The 17,579-nt window shown below is 42.1% G+C and carries 16 protein-coding genes; 6 read left to right on the forward strand and 10 right to left on the reverse strand.

The window, feature by feature from the left end:
- Positions 1-78: 78 nt before the first annotated feature.
- Entirely contained in the window at positions 79-990 is a 912-nt protein-coding gene (locus tag FTU71_RS03660; RefSeq protein ID WP_004974206.1) for an alpha/beta hydrolase, read from the forward strand.
- Positions 991-1,097: 107 nt separating this feature from the next.
- Here FTU71_RS03660 and FTU71_RS03665 read toward each other — a convergent pair whose 3' ends face one another.
- The 6 genes from FTU71_RS03665 to FTU71_RS03690 all read right to left on the reverse strand — a co-directional run bounded on the left by FTU71_RS03665 (position 1,098) and on the right by FTU71_RS03690 (position 6,369).
- Positions 1,098-1,661 carry an FMN-dependent NADH-azoreductase gene (locus FTU71_RS03665; RefSeq protein ID WP_179997061.1) on the reverse strand — a complete coding sequence of 188 codons (564 nt, stop codon included), beginning with the start codon at positions 1,659-1,661 and terminating at the stop codon, positions 1,098-1,100.
- Positions 1,662-1,827: 166 nt separating this feature from the next.
- Positions 1,828-2,508 carry a glutathione S-transferase family protein gene (locus FTU71_RS03670; RefSeq protein ID WP_131261214.1) on the reverse strand — a complete coding sequence of 227 codons (681 nt, stop codon included), beginning with the start codon at positions 2,506-2,508 and terminating at the stop codon, positions 1,828-1,830.
- Complete coding sequence (dsbD, locus tag FTU71_RS03675) at positions 2,505-4,337, reverse strand: protein-disulfide reductase DsbD (RefSeq protein ID WP_180111503.1); 1,833 nt, start codon at positions 4,335-4,337, stop codon at positions 2,505-2,507. The genes FTU71_RS03670 and dsbD overlap by 4 nt, the downstream gene beginning before the upstream one ends.
- 172 nt (positions 4,338-4,509) lie before the next feature.
- On the reverse strand, positions 4,510-5,280 hold the full coding sequence (locus FTU71_RS03680) for a transporter (RefSeq protein WP_180111456.1): 771 nt from the start codon (positions 5,278-5,280) through the stop codon (positions 4,510-4,512).
- A 16-nt stretch (positions 5,281-5,296) separates the two neighbouring features.
- Positions 5,297-5,839, reverse strand: coding sequence for an ankyrin repeat domain-containing protein (locus FTU71_RS03685; protein ID WP_136144366.1), 543 nt, complete (start codon positions 5,837-5,839; stop codon positions 5,297-5,299).
- A gap of 164 nt (positions 5,840-6,003) precedes the next feature.
- Positions 6,004-6,369 (reverse strand): HPF/RaiA family ribosome-associated protein, encoded by a 366-nt coding sequence (locus tag FTU71_RS03690; RefSeq protein WP_004974190.1) that lies wholly within the window; start codon positions 6,367-6,369, stop codon positions 6,004-6,006.
- Positions 6,370-6,914: 545 nt separating this feature from the next.
- Here FTU71_RS03690 and FTU71_RS03695 point away from each other — a divergent pair.
- The 4 genes from FTU71_RS03695 (at position 6,915) to FTU71_RS03710 (ending at position 11,040) form a co-directional block, all read left to right on the forward strand.
- On the forward strand, positions 6,915-7,655 hold the full coding sequence (locus FTU71_RS03695) for an outer membrane protein OmpK (protein ID WP_070155832.1): 741 nt from the start codon (positions 6,915-6,917) through the stop codon (positions 7,653-7,655).
- Between the two features lie 171 nt (positions 7,656-7,826).
- Positions 7,827-8,609, forward strand: coding sequence for a sulfite exporter TauE/SafE family protein (locus FTU71_RS03700; protein ID WP_167846412.1), 783 nt, complete (start codon positions 7,827-7,829; stop codon positions 8,607-8,609).
- A 176-nt stretch (positions 8,610-8,785) separates the two neighbouring features.
- The gene (locus tag FTU71_RS03705; protein ID WP_004974185.1) at positions 8,786-10,201 is read left to right on the forward strand and encodes a DASS family sodium-coupled anion symporter; all 1,416 of its coding nucleotides are present in this window, start codon (positions 8,786-8,788) and stop codon (positions 10,199-10,201) included.
- Positions 10,202-10,338: 137 nt separating this feature from the next.
- Entirely contained in the window at positions 10,339-11,040 is a 702-nt protein-coding gene (locus tag FTU71_RS03710) for a phospholipase D family protein (RefSeq protein WP_004974184.1), read from the forward strand.
- Positions 11,041-11,116: 76 nt separating this feature from the next.
- On the opposite strand, the gene parE is transcribed toward FTU71_RS03710, so the two are convergent.
- Together parE and FTU71_RS03720 are read right to left on the reverse strand one after the other, a co-directional pair.
- The gene (gene parE, locus FTU71_RS03715; protein ID WP_004974183.1) at positions 11,117-12,997 is read right to left on the reverse strand and encodes a DNA topoisomerase IV subunit B; all 1,881 of its coding nucleotides are present in this window, start codon (positions 12,995-12,997) and stop codon (positions 11,117-11,119) included.
- 14 nt (positions 12,998-13,011) lie between these two features.
- Positions 13,012-13,596 (reverse strand): YqiA/YcfP family alpha/beta fold hydrolase, encoded by a 585-nt coding sequence (locus FTU71_RS03720; protein ID WP_180111458.1) that lies wholly within the window; start codon positions 13,594-13,596, stop codon positions 13,012-13,014.
- A gap of 308 nt (positions 13,597-13,904) precedes the next feature.
- Here FTU71_RS03720 and FTU71_RS03725 point away from each other — a divergent pair, with 308 nt between their 5' ends.
- Positions 13,905-15,236: an alpha/beta fold hydrolase gene (locus tag FTU71_RS03725; RefSeq protein ID WP_180111459.1), complete on the forward strand. Its 1,332-nt coding sequence runs from the start codon at positions 13,905-13,907 to the stop codon at positions 15,234-15,236.
- A gap of 141 nt (positions 15,237-15,377) precedes the next feature.
- Here the strand turns inward: FTU71_RS03725 and FTU71_RS03730 are convergent, their stop codons facing one another.
- A complete protein-coding gene (locus FTU71_RS03730; protein ID WP_004974176.1) occupies positions 15,378-15,911 on the reverse strand; it encodes a disulfide bond formation protein B in 534 nt (177 codons plus the stop codon).
- A gap of 18 nt (positions 15,912-15,929) precedes the next feature.
- Positions 15,930-17,507, reverse strand: coding sequence for a glutamate--cysteine ligase (gshA, locus tag FTU71_RS03735; protein ID WP_180111461.1), 1,578 nt, complete (start codon positions 17,505-17,507; stop codon positions 15,930-15,932).
- Positions 17,508-17,579 lie beyond the last annotated feature (72 nt).

A 17,579-nucleotide genomic window follows, 5' to 3' on the forward strand; every position in this document is an offset into this window, starting at 1 on the left:
ACCGTTTAGTGTACCCTTGTAAATTATGTTGGTAAATACACAAATATCCGATCAAATAAAGAACAAGATGGAAAAATCATGAAGATTAACCCCATGTGGAAACAAATTATTACAGAGCAGTTTTTAAAAACCACCATTCGCAAACCAAGCCAATTTAATTTACCCCCCAATTCTGTACGTTTTGCACTAGAACAAATGTGCCGTTTATTTCCCATGCAAAAGTCGGTGCAGGTACGCGCGCTGCGTTTAGCAGGTCTGCATGCCGAAGAATTAAAACCACAGAATGCTGCAACACAGCTCATTTTTCATATTCATGGCGGGGCTTTTTTTCTGGGTTCGTTAAATACCCATCGAGCATTTTTGAGTCAAGTTGCGGCACGCACCCAAATGCAAGTGATTCATGTCGATTATCCGCTTGCACCTGAGCATCCTTTTCCACATGCTTTGGAAGCCGTGTTTGATGTCTATCAAAGTCTGTTGGCGCAAGGTATACACGCCAAAGATATTATTTTGTCAGGAGATTCTTGCGGTGCAAATTTAGCGTTGGCGCTAGCTTTAAAAATACGTGATGAGCAATTGCCGCAAGTGAGTGGCTTAATGCTGCTGTCACCATTTTTAGATTTAACCCTCACCAGTGAATCCTTGCGTTATAACAGCAAGCATGATGCCCTGCTGTCAATTGAAACGCTGGAAACAGGCATTGATTACTATGTACCGCCTGAACTTGATCGGGCAGACCCGCAAATTTCGCCATTGTTTGATGATTTACACGAATTACCACCAGTTTTAGTACAAATTGGCTCTAAAGAAATTTTGCTGGATGATGCAACACGTTTTAAAGAAAAAGCCGAACAGGCAGGCGTAGAAGTGCATTACAAACTCTACACGGGTATGTGGCACAATTTTCAAATGTTTTCACCGTGGTTTGAAGAAGCCAAACGTGCATTGGCAGATTTAGCAGAGTTTGCACATCGGCAAGATCAGAGCTAAGTTCAACCATAACAAGGCTTTGCTAACCAACCCTTTTAGCCGATCCATCTATATAAAAAAAGCTCAGCACCCTCAAGGCACTGAGCTTTTTTTATTGAAATAGTGGGTTAAATCGCCTGAATTTTTTGCATCGCATTGGCAACAGCTTGGTCTTTAAATTCCGACATACTCACCCCTTCAGCGCGAATAATTTCTACATCATTCACCCCTGTAAAGTTGAAGATGGTTTTCAAGAAATCTTCCTGAAAATCAGCAGGGCTATTATCACCATACACACCGCCACGGCTGCTGGCGATATAGGCTTTTTTCTCACCCGCCAAACCTACAGGCCCTTGCTCGGTATATTTAAAGGTTCTTCCCGCCACGCTAATGCGGTCAATCCATGCTTTTAAGGTTGAAGTCAAACCAAAGTTATACATGGCTGCACCCACCACCACGACATCGGCATCAATATATTGCTGGATGATTTTTTCACCTAAAGCCGCTTGTTCTGCATCTTGTCCCATTAAAATTTCGGCAGTTAAGTGCGGAATCGGCTGTTGTGCCAAATCTAAATAATCGACCTGTGCATTACTATTTTTTGCAGTCAATTGTTTCACAATCGCTTGGCTCAACTGACGTGAAACTGAGTTTTCACCTAAAATACTCGAGTCGATGTGTAAAATTTTCATGGGGATGTTCCAATCTTGTATTCATTTAATAACGCTATTTTAATCGTGCAGCGTAAATAAAATAATTAGAAAAACTAAGATACTATGTTTTATTTTTGGAACAAAAAAGACCACTTTACCGCACAAAAACTTCCGCAGTATTTTTCCTAATCCTGCTTTTTCCAAGTCATTTTGCTGGTTTTTGATAAGGCTCTAAATAATTGACCCACATTGCTTCTTGTGATGCGGCGTGTACCCAAGCGCGCATAGCAGGATGCTGCATCACCCGCTGCATATAGTGTTGGCTGTTGGCACTTACAGGCAAGGCATAAGTCATAAAACGCGTCACCACAGGAGCATAAAACGCATCGGCAATGCTAAATTCACCACACAAGAAACCATCTGCTGCAGGACGTGCCGACCATATGTGTTCAATGCGTGCCACATCCTGCCTTAAACCCGAATGTTCTTGCCATAATTTTGTACCCACTTCTGCTAAATTGGCGCGAATATTCATGCCACATAAACTGCGTAAATCGGTAAAACCACTGTGCATTTCTGCGCTGATGCTACGCGCCCAAGCGCGTTGCTGTACATCACGCGGCCAAAGTGCCTGTTCAGGATATTGCTCTGCCAAGTATTCACAAATGGCGAGAGAATCCCAAATCAACATGCCCTGATCTAACAAGGCAGGCACTTTACCATTGGGGTTAATTTCTAGGACACGTTGTTTAAAATCGCCCTCGCCACGCTCGCAGGGAAAGTTCAGTTGTATTTCTTCAAAAGCCAAGTCAAACGCCTTCAGTACCAACCACGGGCGCATCGACCAGCTCGAATAATTTTTATTGGCAATATACAGCTGCATCATGGCGATGACTCCTGTGTGGTTTGAAGTTGCTGCAGTTGATTTAACAAAGTGCTCTCGTTAAATGCACCTGTTAAACGCAGACTGCGAATTTCTTGTTGTTGTGCATCCAAAAATAAAAAGGTAGGTGGCCCTAAAATTTCCCATTGATTCAACAAGGCTTGATGACTGGCATCGTAATGGCTTAAATCGAGTTTAATTAAATAAAATTCTGCAAGTGCCTGTTTCACGGTGGAGGATGTCAATACCTGCTGTTCAATCGGACGGCACGCCACACACCAATCGGCATAGACATCTATAATCATGCGCTGATTTTTCGGAGCTTGGGCAAGTAACTGTTGTAATTCCGTTGCAGTCGTTGCACGGTGCCATTCTAAAACCGCATCGTTTTCCTGCTGCCAAAAACGCTGGCTGTGTTGATATTGGTTATAAATCAGATACGGCACCACCACCAATAACGCACTCAGATAAATCGCCCGCAGCACACCATGATAGCCGCTCAAACGATGCAGCACATAGCCGACAAAACCCAGTCCAAGTGCCAAACTAAGCCATTGCATCCATGCTTCACCCAATAAAGGGCGAATAAAATACAACGCCAATGCCAACATAATAAAGGCAAACAGCACTTTGACTTGATGCATCCACAAACCTGCGCGTGGTAAAGCTTTTGCCCCAAGCACACTGGCCAATAATAACGGCGTACCCATACCAAAACCGAGCGTAAATAACAGCAACGCCCCCTGCATCTGACTTTGGGTTTGTGAAATAAACAATAACGCCCCTGCCAGTGGTGCAGTCATACATGGGCCAACTAAAAGTGCCGACAACATGCCCATGAGTGCAGCACCTGCCAAATTACCGCCTTTTTGCATGGATTGTGCCTGATCTAGTCGATTGACCCAAGCACGCGGCAACTTGATTTCAAACAGTCCAAACAGATTTAAGGCAAACAGCACAAACAGCAAACTAAAAGCAATTAAAGTCGCAGGTTGCTGCAACCAGCGCTGAAAATTCAAACCTGCGGATGACGCAATTAAACCCAATATGGCATAGACCATTGCCATGCTACAGACAAAGACCAGTGCAATCGTCCACGCTTTGACACCTTTATGTTCACGCACCAACAAGGAGGTCAAAATCGGTAGCATCGGCAAGGAGCATGGGGTAAAGGCCAATAAAACCCCTAAACCCAAAAACAGCAGCAAGCCATAGGCAAACGAACTTTGTGCCAGTTTTTCTGACCATATTTGATCTTGTGCTGTGATGGGTTGTGCTGCTGCAGGACTTGTTGAAGATGCTAGCGTGGAGTTGGTCTGAGTTGTCGAAAACACATTCTGGGTTGGGTTACTGTGTCCACCCCACAGATTTTTTTGTGCTGCGCTTTGATTGTCTAAAATCACCAAACCAGTGCTGTCTGTCTGAAATTCAATGCGCTGTGGTGGATAACAAAGTCGATCTTGCGCACAACCTTGCCAGCTCACTTGATAGCGCTGTGCAGCCTGCGTGGGAATTTTAAAACTGACTTGTTGATAATAAACCTGAGTATGTCCATAGTTTTCATCATAAACATCTTCTGCGGGAGGCAACTCTAAAGCCAGTATTTGCTGTCCATGCTCAACCTTAAATTGATGCTGATACAAATAATACTGTTCAGGCATGTTCCAGCGCAGTTCGGCTTGTTGGGGATTGACCGATTCAACGCTAAACTGAAAGGCTTGTTCGGGTGGGAGTAAAGGTGCTTCTGCGTGTAGGCTTAGCGAACACAATAAAAGTAGACTTGCGAGCAGACAAGATAAGCCCTGCGCCACATAACGTAAAATATCAGCCATTAGATCAACAGCAACTTGCCAAAAGGTCTGAAATAAGGACTGCTTCATGTTCTGCTCGCCTCGGCATGAACTTTATTAGGATGAAAACAGATCTGCAGCAAGCTTAATACTTAATAACTTTGGCCTGCTGCAGCATACAACGTATTTTAAAGCTTTAAATGGTTTCGATTGCTTAGAACAAAAACGCCATACCTAAACCTGCACGGTAACTTTTATCTGCACCGTCTAAATCTACACCGACACTGGCATCCAGTTGAGTGCGTTCATTCAGTGCGTAAATCACTCCCGAAATTAAGCCATATTCATTGTCCTGACTTTCAGCTTTGCGATAGACCAATTCTGAAAAACCTGACCATTGATCGCTTAAACGGTACTGAATATTGGGAATTGCTGTAACCGCCCAATCGCTATTTTGCACATCGTAACGCATGTTGATGCCTGTTTTTAACAGCTCGCTGTATTGATAGCTGACTGCCGTACCCAAGCTATAAATATCATCTTCTTCGCTAAAGCCATCATTGCCTGTGGCAATTAACGCTTGCAACAACACGGCCATAGAAAGTTTGTCATCATTTAAGTCAATGGCTTGTTTTAAACCAATGCTGACATCACCCAAACCATCATCTTCAACCGATTGACCTGCAGTTTTGCTTTTGCTCCATGCAGGCCCTTGCCAGCCCAGCTGTAACTCTAAATCTTGCGCCAAACCTGTACGTAACAGCATGTCAGCATTAAGGCGAGTAGTTTTAACTTTTTCGCCCGAAGCATCGTTACTTTCTTGATAACTTGCACTTGGCAAAGCTTGTTCCCAAGCCAACTTCCCTACAGGTGTAATACCCGTACTCACTCCTGCACCAGGACGATCAAACTCAAAATCTGCCGCGCTCACCTGCATGCTGATGCCTGCCGCCACGATTAACCCAACTGTTTTTAATACTGACATATTTTTATCTCTGCTCTTAGGCCAATTCTTTGCTCATTTTTGCGCCATAACGACGCAACAATTCTAAAGTCTGTTGTTCTTCTGGCAAAGCATCCGACCACTGAATTTCATCAAAATCACAATCAAACAATAAATCACTAATCGAAGATAAAATGGTTAAACCATCTTCATCTTTGCTGTTTGGATCGACTTTTTCATCCAATAAACGCTGCACTGCAGGAACACATGCTGCAGAAGCTGCATCCCACAATGGGCCGTAAATTTCTTCGGCATCCCATAAGTGCAAATTCACTTTGGCTTGAATCAATGCCTCTAAAATATCTAAATGCACTTGCAAATCTTGCTGTTTTTGCTGTTCTGTGAGTGGCTGACCTGCTTCGTATGCTTCGCAGACTTTTTCCCACCATTGAAATAAACCATCTGACCAGACTGAAATCACAGGGCCTTTTTCGGCATCCATAAAGTTAGGGTCTAAACCGTCTGCCAATAGGCGTTGCACTTGGGCAAGGTCTAATTCTTCTATTGCTTGCACCAAGACTTGTTGTTGCGCAGTTAACATGCAGAGAGCTCTCTTATTCAATGTTTAATTTAGAACTATTATGCCCAATAAAGCGACATTTGTATGAGATAAATGTCAGCAAATCGTGAATTTAGTGCATTGGCTACATGCAAACACAAAAAAGCCTCGCAAAATTTGCGAGGCTCTTGGAATCTGTCTGATCCTTATTCGTCGTCGCCACCAACATCTGTATCTACAAATTCTGGGCGAGCACCACGAGGATTTTCATTTTTCTCAAACGCATGTTCTAGGCTGCGTTTTAAACGGTCAATCGCACCGTGAATGGCTGTATCAATATTATGACCACGATGATTCACAACCACTGGTTTTAGACCTGCTGGACGTGCTTCAATCATACAACGAATATCGTCATCACCGCCTTTTTCACCATTTTCATCACTAAAATGCACTGAAAAATGGGTAATACGCTCACTGTGGCGTTGGAATTCATTATTCAGTTCTTCACGAACGTAACTAATTAATCGATCACTGTTTTGAATGTTTTTATCGGTACGGATTTCAATGTTCATGATTTCATCCTCTTGCGTTCGTTATTTCTGAATCTTGTTGTGCCAAAATCTTACACATAATTTTATATATATGTTTTGGCGTGTTTATAATGTGCTGTTTTTACAGCATAAAGTACATCTTCAACTTAGTTTGGAATCACTTCCTCCTACGTGAATGATGAACACTTTTAATTCTGCAGAACCGTGTCCCTATACCTTGAATATCGGGCCTATCTGAAAAATATGCAAGCAATATTTATAGAAAAGCAGCAAAAGAATAACCCTTTTATCACCAATTTCAGCTTAGATGCTCAATAAGCGATCAATTTGGATAGCACCATGTTGTTCAATCTATTGCCAATAAGAAACTTGATGCTTTTAAAGGGTTTAGTTACATCTGCAATATTCGCCTTTGCATTTTGACCATTGGTTTTAAATCGTTTAAAAAACACCCAACCCAAAAACTGATAAAAAACACCCAAAAATGACCCGTCAATAATCGAATTTTGCTTTATTTTTGCTAAAGAATCTGTATCCTTGAAACGCTTTTATTGGGGTCTATTTTTATGAAACTTACACATATTGCTGCGCTGTGCGCAATCTCCACTGCTGCAACTTTTACGCAAGCTGCACCGATTTGGCAAGATTTTAGCGTGACAGGTTTATACGGTGAAAATTACAAATCACCTTTTTTAACTGGCGATCAAGAGATTGAACAAAGCACTGTAACTTTTGAATACGCTGCTGGTTTTAAATATGGTGATTTTTTTGCCTTTGCTGACCGTTCAAACAATGATGTAGATGGCAATGACACTTACTTTGAAGTATCACCACGCTTAAGCTTAGGCGCTGTTTCTGGTCAAAAACTTGCCTTTGGTCCAATTAAAGATGTTTTAATTGCAACCACTTGGGAAGGTGGCGAAGGCTTTAACAATTACCTATACGGTATTGGTTTTGATCTTGAGCTTCCATATTTCAAATATGCGCAATTGAACTTCTACAAAGCAGATAATGATAAAGATATCTCTCAAGATGATTATCAAATGACGTTTGCTTACGGTCTTCCATTTAAAGTCGGTGCTGAAGACTTTTTAGTAGATGGTTTCCTTGATTGGTCTACTGCAGAAGATGACCACGCTAGCGAACTCAACTGGACTACACAATATAAATGGAATGCAGGCAAACACATTTCGCCAAATACACGTTTATATGTCGGTATCGAACACTCTGTTTGGAACAACAAATACGGTAATAAATCAGGCATCAATCAAAACGATGTCAGCGCATTGGTCAAATACCACTTCTAAGCTGTATTTTTCGCTGTTCAAAAAGCAAGACCTCGGTCTTGCTTTTTTATTGGTCGTTAAAATAGTTTCCAATAAATATGCTTTGCTCATAACCATGCAACCCATTTGTACTTAGCGCAAAACTCCGCTACATTGAGTTAAATTTCAAATAAAAAGCACTGTGAAGCCCACATGCAAAAAACCGATTTCATTATTCTGCTGTTTTGTGCGATTGCTGCAATTTTGCATGGCATGAGCGGTTTTGGTTTTCCTATGCTCAGTACGGCTGCGGTGGCGATGTTATATCCACTCAGTACTGCGGTTGCTTTGGTTCTGATTCCCTGTTTGCTTCTTAACGTGTACATGCTGCGGGGCGATGCCACACAATCTATATTCAGCAGTTTATATGGCTACTGCAAAAAATATTGGGGTTTAATCTTCAGTGCGCTGATTGGCAGCTATTTGGGCGTCAGTTTGCTGCTCATTCTGAACGAAGGTTATTTAAAATTGGCAATGGGCGTACTGATTTTATTGTACGTGGCCGATCAATTTCGACAACGTCCTTTGCAAATTTCTGCCTCACTCAAAAATATGCTGATTTTTGGTTTGCTGGCAGGTGTGATTGGTGGTGCGACCAATGCCATGGCACCATTTCTAATGATGTATTTACTCAGCACTCAACACAGCAAAACCGATATTGTGGTGATTAGCAACTTAAACTTTATTATTTCCAAACTCATTCAATTGGCAGTTTTATATCCAGTAATTCAACAGTTTAACCACACTCAATTACAAGTTTTAGCCCTGATTTGCATCATCTCTGTGCTGATGGTGTATATCGGCAGTCTGATTCGTAAACAAATTTCCCAGACATTATTTAAGCAGATTGTATTTACATTATTGGGTTTTATGGCACTTTATGCGATTGCTCAGGGAGCATTCATCATCCAAAAATCACCTGCTTTATTGATATAAATCAGACCAATAAACATAACAAATGGAAAATTATTTAGATTTTTTTTGGCTTAAATAATTATTTACACCTATAATTAAGACCAGCTTAAAAAACAGTCTATTCAGACTGCTTCGGTCGTTTGCATCGACCAATCTTCCCTCTTTTCTTTTAATTCCTTTTGACGGAGTGAACTTCTATGGAAAATAACCATATAGAAGTGCCAGCCAATATTAAGCGAAAAGAACTGATCAAGACCTGGGTGATTGTTGCAATTGCAGCCCTGCTCTCTTTCGGTTTATACAATGTCTTGCCCTATGATGAAAATGCAAATAAGGGTCTAAGTCTGTTGCTTTTTATTGGTATTTTATGGCTCACCGAAGCTGTACACATTACCATTACCGCGCTTTTGGTGCCGGTGCTTGCCGTAATTTTGGGCATGCCTGTTGAAAATGCCAGCAAAGTGCTTGAGCCAATTAGCACCAGCAAGGCATTGGCGACTTTTGCCGATCCTGTTATTTTCCTGTTCTTTGGTGGTTTTGCTTTAGCGACTGCACTGCACATTCAGAAACTGGATCGTAAAATTGCGATGTGGATTATTTCCATGTCGGGCGGTCACTTGGGGATTTCGGTTTTATCTATTTTTATTGTCACTGCTGCGTTGTCGATGTGGATTTCCAACACAGCCACGGCGGCGATGATGTTACCGTTGGCGCTGGGTTTGTTATCACACCTCGATGCCACTAAAGAGCGTAAAACCTTCGTTTTCATTTTATTGGGGATTGCCTACTCTGCCAGTTTAGGTGGTTTGGGTACGTTGGTAGGTTCGCCACCAAACGCTATTGCAGCCAAAGCGTTAGACTATGACTTTGCTGACTGGATGAAAATTGGTTTACCAATGATGCTGATTTTGCTACCAGCAATGTTGGTCAGCTTATATTTGGTATTGCGTCCAAATTTAAATCAAAAAATTCATTTTGAAACTGAAGTAATTCCTTGGACCAAAACCCGTGTTGCAACGATGATTTTATTCGTATGTACTGCAGTGGCGTGGATTTTCGGCAAGAAACTTAGCGAAACCTTTGGTATTAGCCAACCCGATACATGGACTGCATTAACTGCTGCATGTTTAGTGGTTATGCTAGGTACTGCGTCTTGGAAGCAAGTGGCTGAAAATACCGATTGGGGCGTGTTATTACTGTTCGGTGGTGGTTTAACCCTCAGTGCGATCTTAAAAGATTCAGGCGCATCTTTGGTATTGGGTCAAACCCTTGCCAATACCTTTGGTGATACTTCGCCATTGGTAGTGATTTTTGCGGTGACCATCTTCATTATTTTCTTAACTGAATTTACCAGTAATACAGCGTCTGCTGCGTTATTGGTTCCTGTATTTGCTGCAATTGCAGACCAAATGGGTATTCCAAAAGAAATTTTAGTGGTGATTATTGGTATTGGTGCATCGTGTGCCTTTATGTTACCTGTGGCAACGCCACCAAATGCGATTGTATTTGGTACAGGTCAAATTAAACAAAGTGAAATGATGAGTGTGGGCATGGTGTTGAACGTCATGTGCGTATTTATTATTTCATTATTTGTATATTGGTTCTTTAGTTAAGGATCAATAAAAAATGGAGCACAAGATGCTCCATTTTTTTCGCCTCAATTTTAGAATATTTTTAATCATCAAATCATTACCTAAATAAATTCGCTATACTCAGGACATAATAATTTAGACACAATGAGGAGGGTTAAATGGCTAAGTTTTTAAATACGAGCGCGACCAATTTTTTCTTAGAAGAACTGATAAAAAATGCCAAAGAAAGGTTAATTTTAATTAGCCCATATTTACGTTTAAATGACCGTATTAAAGAGTTACTTGAAGATAAAGATCGACTCAAAATTGATATTCGAATCGTTTATGGAAAAAGTGATTTACATCCTGATGAAATAAAATGGATGCAAAAACTTGATTTTGTTCGGCTCAGTTTTTGTAAAAACTTACATGCTAAATGCTATCTCAATGAATCTGAATGTATTATTTCTAGTCTAAATCTTTATGAATTTAGCCAAATTAATAATAACGAAATGGGCATTTTGATTCGCAAATATGAAGATCAAGATGTCTTTAAAGATGCTTATGAAGAAGCGCAACGTATTATTCGTATTAGTGATGAAGTTAGAATTAGTTTAGATGAAGTGAAAGCCGAACCAACAAATGAATCTGTTGAAGAAACCAATGACAATAATGTTGGTAAATTAACATCATCTAAACTTGCAGCAAAACATAAAATGAAAACCAATGAATTGTTGGCTCATTTTACCGAAAAAGGCTTATTAAATATCAATGATGCTGGAAAGCACATACTCACTCAACAAGGCAAAGACGTAGGTGCAGAATTTAAAACCAGTCAATATGGTGGATATTTTTTATGGCCTGAAAATATTGAATTATAAACACCAATCAAAATTACAATAAAAAGCATCCATTACTTTTTTGAAATAATGGATGCTTTTTCTAAATTAAATCAGCTTAAACCGCCAAATCGGCTAAATTACCTTTTTGCTCTAACCACACTTTACGGTCTGCAGAGCGTTTTTTAGCCAGCAATTTATCCAATAAACCTGCGGTAAAATGACTATCATCCAAATCCAATTGCACCAAACGGCGTGTATTTGGATCCATCGTGGTTTCACGTAACTGACTGGCATTCATTTCACCCAAACCTTTAAATCGGGTAATTTGCGGATTTTTGGTTTTGGCTTTTTTCAGCGTGTTTTCTAACTCATCTTCATCTAGCGCATAATGCACATCTTTACCGTCATCAATACGGAATAACGGCGGCATGGCGACGTATAAATGCCCATCTTCCACCAAACTTGGGAAATGTTTCACGAATAAAGCACACAGCAAAGTGGCAATGTGTAAACCATCTGAGTCGGCATCGGCCAAAATACAAACCTTACCGTAACGCAATTCAGATAAATCATCACTACCTGGGTCAACCCCAATCGCAATTGCAATATCGTGTACCTCCTGCGAACCCAAAACCTCGTCCGAAGACACTTCCCACGTATTTAAAATTTTTCCACGAATTGGCATGATCGCCTGAAAGTTTTTATCACGCGCTTGCTTAGCAGAACCACCTGCAGAGTCACCTTCTACAATAAACAGTTCCGATTCTTCACGGGTTTGTCCCACGCAGTCGGCTAATTTACCCGGCAAAGCTGGGCCTGAAACGATTTTTTTACGTTCTACTTTTTTCGCTGCTTTTAAACGACGACCTGCTTTGGAAATTGCCATTTCTGCCAATTGCATGGCAATGTCAGAATTTTGGTTTAACCACAAGGCAAAGGCATCTTTGGCGATATTCTGCATAATGCTTGCCGCTTCACGGCTCGATAAACGCTCCTTGGTCTGCCCAGAAAACTGCGGCTCTTGGAACTTTAACGATAAAATGTAGTTAACCCCATCCCAAACATCTTCGGCAGATAGCTTTAAATTGCGCGGCAATAAATTGCGTAATTCACAGAACTCACGTAAAGCATCGGTCACACCAGAACGTAGTCCATTGACATGCGTACCGCCTTGCGCAGTCGGAATCAAGTTGACATAACTTTCTTGAATTTGCTCGCCGCCTTCTACATTCCAGCAAATTGCAAACTCTGCACTGGCACGCTCTGCCTCACCTGTCGCCACAAAAGCAGGGGCAGGTACAATCTCTCGATCTTCCAGCTCATCCATCAAATAGTCGACTAGACCATTTTCAAACTGCCAGACAATTTTTTCATCGTTAATTTCATCAATGTAATGAATTTCTAAACCTGCAGCTAGTACCGCTTTGGCTTTTAAATTGTGTTTTAAGGCTTTTAGCGCAAATTTAGGTGAATCGAAATATTTAGCTTCAGGCCAGAAATGTACCAACGTACCCGAAGCACGTTTTGGGGCTTTGCCTTCCAAGACTTCTAAAGGTGCAGCAGCTTCGCCCTGATCAAAAGCCATTTTATACAGGTTGCCCTGACGCTGTACGGTCACTTCAACCCGACTGGACAAGGCATTCACTACAGAAATACCGACCCCGTGCAAACCACCCGAAAATTGGTAGTTGTCGGTGCTGAACTTACCGCCTGCATGCAGCTTGGTCAGAATAATTTCAATCCCGCTTTGCCCGTATTCTGGGTGAATATCGACAGGCATACCACGGCCATTGTCTTCTACCGACAAAGAGCCATCTTTATAGACTTTTACGGTAATTTTATTGGCATGCCCTGCAAGTGCTTCATCCACCGCATTATCAATAACTTCTTGCGCCAAATGGTTCGGACGTGTGGTGTCGGTATACATGCCCGGGCGACGACGTACTGGATCTAAACCAGATAAAACTTCAAGAGATTGAGCGGTATATTGAGACACGTTGTACTGTTTCCTTAAGCTAGGGAATCCGATAAAAATTGCAGTAACATCGGAATTTTGTCTGCAAAATCATCCATGGCATGATTGCCGTGCGCTTCAGTCATGATCATGGCCGAAGGTGAGGCAGCACTATAATAACGCTGCGCTTCACGATAATCCAAAACTTCATCGCCTTGTTGCAATAACACCAATATTTTGTCTGCATCTTGCGCAACTGGCAACGCAATGTCTGCTAAGTCATCCAATTGCGCTGCAGTTAAGCTCCAGTTCGGATGTACCACATAGGGCAGCACATCGCCAAACAAGTCCTGAAACAATTGCCATGGTCGCATAGCAGGGTTAATCACAACAGCAGGCACATGATACTGTGCGACCAGTTGTGTCGCATAAAAGCCGCCTAGACTGCTGCCCACCAATGCCACATTGGGCAAACGTCGAATCAATGCCGATACGTTTGCCAAAACCGCTAAAGGTGGAGCATTTAAATCGGGCAAATGCATCTGAATATCAGGGCGATGCTGCTGCACATAGGCATACAATAGCTGCCCTTTCATGGACAAAGGACTGCTCTGAAAACCATGTAAATAAATTAAATTCATGCGTGACATTTCTAAGTAACACCATTCAATTTTTGGCTGATACAGCACTTATTTTGCGTTTTTAATTTAATTTTCATGGAAAAATGCAATTGTTAGACAAAAAGATGCGAACATCTTGGCATTCATCGGTATTTTACAAGTAGTTCAAGATGAACACGATAAAATAAAAGTATCGGGTTTGGTGACAATTCATCTAAAAATTTACAGTCCTGTAAATTCATGAAATGCCAACAGACCCTTGAGTTTATACCGCGAACCCAAGTAAAAATAAAGCGTTCGGTATATGGGAACACAAGGGGCAACACAGTATGCCAAGTTTAACACCGCTGCATGAAACCTATTGTAGATGGGACCGTACACCTCCAAGTCAGGCCGATATCTTAGAAGGCTTGGCACAGTTGGTCAGCACGCGCCTGAATGCCGTGATGAGCGAAGTGATTCAAACCATTCAGCGTGAAGTTTTGCTCAGCGTATTTGGCATGAGCGAACAACGCTCGCAAAAGTTTCAAAAAACCGCGACTTTTCAAAAGCTGTATAAGTTTGCCTTTCACAGCTTACAACAATACGGCTATCATTTTGTTGCGCCAGGTTTACGTCAAATTATTGCGCAATTTCCCAACTTACATGACAAAGCACTCACACCAAGCCTGCATTTTTTAGTCGGTGTACTGAATGGCGTATTGGGAGATTATCTACTCGAACAGCAAAATCCGCTCGCCTTACCTATGGTGCTCTATGACCATTATGGCGAAGTCCAACAAGGCGATTTGTCTGGGCGTGTGGTGATTTTTGTGCACGGTTTATGCCGCAATCACCTCGATTGGACTACACACCAATTTGGTGGTTTTGGTGAAAAATTACTGGCACAACGTGACCATAACACCATGTTATATCTGAATTACAATACAGGGCGTCGCATTTCTGCCAATGGCCGCAGTCTTGCCAATACCTTAGATGATTTAATTCAGCGTCATCCTAAAATTACCAGTATTGATTTAATTGGGCACAGCATGGGTGGCTTGGTGTCGCGCAGTGCGCTGTTTTACGGTAAGCAAAATTTGCAGCACTGGATTCACTTGGTCGAAAATCTGGTCTGCTTGGGTTCACCACATCATGGGGCTGTTTTGGAGCGTTTTGGTTTCCATTTACAGGAAAAATTAGGTCGCTTTCCTATTGTGAAAATTGTCGGGCATTTGGTCAACATTCGCAGCAACGGCATTTTAGATTTGCGCTATGGCAGTGTGCGAGATGATGACTGGGAACATAATCAGGCACGAATTGGACAGGTCGATGACAACCGCAAACCTGCACCTTTGCCAACCCATATTAATGCTTATTTCGTGGCAGGCAGTATTGAGTTCGAGAAAAAGCAGAACCTGACCCGCAAAGTCATTGGCGACTATTTGGTCAGTGTAAAAAGTGCTTTGGGGGAGCACCCTAACCCACGGTTTCAATTAAGACTGCCTGAATCACACAAAGCTGTGTTCTATGGTCTGAACCATTTTCAGTTGCAATATCATCCGAGTGTGGCTGAGCAATTGGTGAAATGGTTTTATCCTGCGCATGAAGAAGCGCCAGAGCAGCAAATTCGTGAGTTTATTGGTGATTGGTCAAGCTTAGAAGGCATCGCGCTCACCTAACATAGTCTAAACAGTTCAAAATATGCTACAACACGATGATTTTTAGATGGATTTTAACAGCCCCTAAATACACAAATAAAAAAGCGCCATCTACATTGAGATGGCGCATTTTTATCAATTCAGTGAGCAAGTAGCCCGAATTTATTTTTTCTTCACTTTGCCAAATGTAGTCGATGCCACAAACGGATAGTTACGCAGCAATTGCCATAAACTGATGAGTGCCAACACGCTAAAGAACAGCAATGACCACACGGGTAAAGACTGCCCCAAGAACGTCCAATCAATCACAGCACATTCACCTGAACCCGACAGCACTTGTTGCAACACAGCTTTCATGGGTAAAGCATCTACCAAATAATCCAGTCCTGGGCCGCAGCTTGGCACTTGATCAGGCGGTAAGTTTTGCAGCCAAACATGACGTGCTGCCACACCCACCGACCATAAAATTCCAATACTGCCGAACAGCGCATAAATACGCTTAACCACGTTAGATTTAGGGTTATGCACAAAGGCAATCAGTGAAACCAAGCCCAATGCAATTAGGCCCACCCGCTGAAAAACGCACAGTGGACACGGCGCTAAACCTTGCACATGCTCCAAATACAATGCAAATGTCATCCCAATGACACTGGCTAAAAATAAAACACCACTTAGCAGACGATAACTCAATTGCATGTTTAAATCCCTGAACTGTTATCTATATTGTGCGACATAGTCTGCAAAACTCAGACCTTGTGCTTGTTCAAGTTGTTGTTGTTGCTGAATAGATTGCACTGCAATTTCATCAAAATATGTTTGTGTTTCAGGACGAAGCGTATGTTGTTCATACGCATGTGCATGTTGCTGTGCCATATAACTGCCAAAGCCCCACGTACCACCATGACGAATAGTATCGGCAATCATGTGTGCCGACAGGGTTTCATCGACTTCATGTAAACGCGCCATCATGCGTTCTAAAGCTTGAGAATACAGCTGCGTCGCATAACTTTGATCGAGTAAAACAGCCAAAGGTTGCATAGCGGTGACATACTGCTGTCCCCACGCTTCAATTGGGGTTTTAACATCGCCCTCTTGAATGTGCGCATTTGGCGCACGCCCACGATTGACCACTTCGGCCTGATTTTTTTCGATGATGCTTCGTTCCGCATCTAACAAGGCTGGGCTGTCTTGCAACAAACAATACAATGCTAAGACTTCCAAAAAGCCTGCGGTATGTTCATCTATCCCAATTGGGCTATACGGATTAACATCTACCGCACGTAATTCGACATAACCAATACCACGATTGGCAAGTGCTTGAGATGGGGTTTCACCTTCTTGTGGTACTTGTTTTGGGCGCACCAAACTGTAGTACTCATTTTCGATTTGCAGCACATGGTCATTAATTTGAATTGGCTCACCCGTAGCATCATCTAAACCTAAGCGGCTAAATGGCAAGTACGGGGTTTTCACGGCTTTTTGCAAACCATCTAAATAACCTGTTAAGTCATTGTAATGAATACCAAGTTTTTTCTGCGCCGAGTTTTGATAGCCAAAGTTACCCATACGCAACGCAGTCGCATACGGTAAATACAACGTGCCTCTTAACAACGGCAACAAATGATGTTCACGCCCTGTCATAAAACACTGACAAACCGATGGACTCGCACCGACTAAAAACATCACCAATGGCGTTAAACGAATAAAGTTACGAATTAAACCTAAATAACGATGACTACGATAATCTTGCAAACTCAGTGCTTTGAGCTGCTCATCACTTTCATGTTGTTGCAAGGCGGCAAATAAATGTTCAGGGAAGGATAAATTATAATGCACCCCTGAAATGGTCTGCATACGGCGACCATAGCGCACACCTAAACCACGGCGATACAAGGTTTTAAAGCGCCCAATATTGGAGCTGCCATATTGCGCCAGTGGAATACCGTCATCGGTTTCATCGAGCATACACGGCATCGACAGCGGCCAAAGTTTTTCACCTTCGCCTAAGTGTTGATGCACCACGCTATGAATATCTCGCAAATAATCAAGCGCGTGTTGAATGCTGCTTTGCGGTGGAGTAATGAACTCCATCAACGCTTCGGAATAGTCCGTAGTAATATGCGGATGTGTGAGTGCCGAACCCAAGGCTTGAGGATGTGCTTGCTGCGACAAGAAGCCATCGCTTTGCATACGCAGACTTTCGCGTTCAATCCCGCGCAACATCCCTTGAAGCAACGCAGCGTCTACCCATGTTGGTAGAACATCTTGCGCATTTGGTTCGGGTTGACTCATTACACTCTCGCTTAATCCAATACACTACAAATACGACATAAACCACAGGCTGATTTTGGGTCGGTGGCAATT

Origin of the sequence: Acinetobacter sp. YH12136 (assembly GCF_013418545.1) — a bacterium.
Classification (GTDB): Bacteria; Pseudomonadota; Gammaproteobacteria; order Pseudomonadales; family Moraxellaceae; genus Acinetobacter; species Acinetobacter towneri.

What these genes read in the sequence shown, in the direction of transcription:
- FTU71_RS03660 (WP_004974206.1), top strand. Translation starts at nt 79, where the DNA reads ATGAAGATTAACCCCATGTGGAAACAAATTATTACAGAGCAGTTTTTA.
- FTU71_RS03720 (WP_180111458.1), bottom strand. Translation starts at nt 13,596, where the DNA reads ATGAATTTAATTTATTTACATGGTTTTCAGAGCAGTCCTTTGTCCATG.
- FTU71_RS03665 (WP_179997061.1), bottom strand. Translation starts at nt 1,661, where the DNA reads ATGAAAATTTTACACATCGACTCGAGTATTTTAGGTGAAAACTCAGTT.
- FTU71_RS03730 (WP_004974176.1), bottom strand. Translation starts at nt 15,911, where the DNA reads ATGCAATTGAGTTATCGTCTGCTAAGTGGTGTTTTATTTTTAGCCAGT.
- FTU71_RS03700 (WP_167846412.1), top strand. Translation starts at nt 7,827, where the DNA reads ATGCAAAAAACCGATTTCATTATTCTGCTGTTTTGTGCGATTGCTGCA.
- FTU71_RS03705 (WP_004974185.1), top strand. Translation starts at nt 8,786, where the DNA reads ATGGAAAATAACCATATAGAAGTGCCAGCCAATATTAAGCGAAAAGAA.
- dsbD (WP_180111503.1), bottom strand. Translation starts at nt 4,337, where the DNA reads ATGGCTGATATTTTACGTTATGTGGCGCAGGGCTTATCTTGTCTGCTC.
- FTU71_RS03695 (WP_070155832.1), top strand. Translation starts at nt 6,915, where the DNA reads ATGAAACTTACACATATTGCTGCGCTGTGCGCAATCTCCACTGCTGCA.
- FTU71_RS03725 (WP_180111459.1), top strand. Translation starts at nt 13,905, where the DNA reads ATGCCAAGTTTAACACCGCTGCATGAAACCTATTGTAGATGGGACCGT.
- FTU71_RS03680 (WP_180111456.1), bottom strand. Translation starts at nt 5,280, where the DNA reads ATGTCAGTATTAAAAACAGTTGGGTTAATCGTGGCGGCAGGCATCAGC.
- FTU71_RS03710 (WP_004974184.1), top strand. Translation starts at nt 10,339, where the DNA reads ATGGCTAAGTTTTTAAATACGAGCGCGACCAATTTTTTCTTAGAAGAA.
- FTU71_RS03670 (WP_131261214.1), bottom strand. Translation starts at nt 2,508, where the DNA reads ATGATGCAGCTGTATATTGCCAATAAAAATTATTCGAGCTGGTCGATG.
- gshA (WP_180111461.1), bottom strand. Translation starts at nt 17,507, where the DNA reads ATGAGTCAACCCGAACCAAATGCGCAAGATGTTCTACCAACATGGGTA.
- FTU71_RS03685 (WP_136144366.1), bottom strand. Translation starts at nt 5,839, where the DNA reads ATGTTAACTGCGCAACAACAAGTCTTGGTGCAAGCAATAGAAGAATTA.
- FTU71_RS03690 (WP_004974190.1), bottom strand. Translation starts at nt 6,369, where the DNA reads ATGAACATTGAAATCCGTACCGATAAAAACATTCAAAACAGTGATCGA.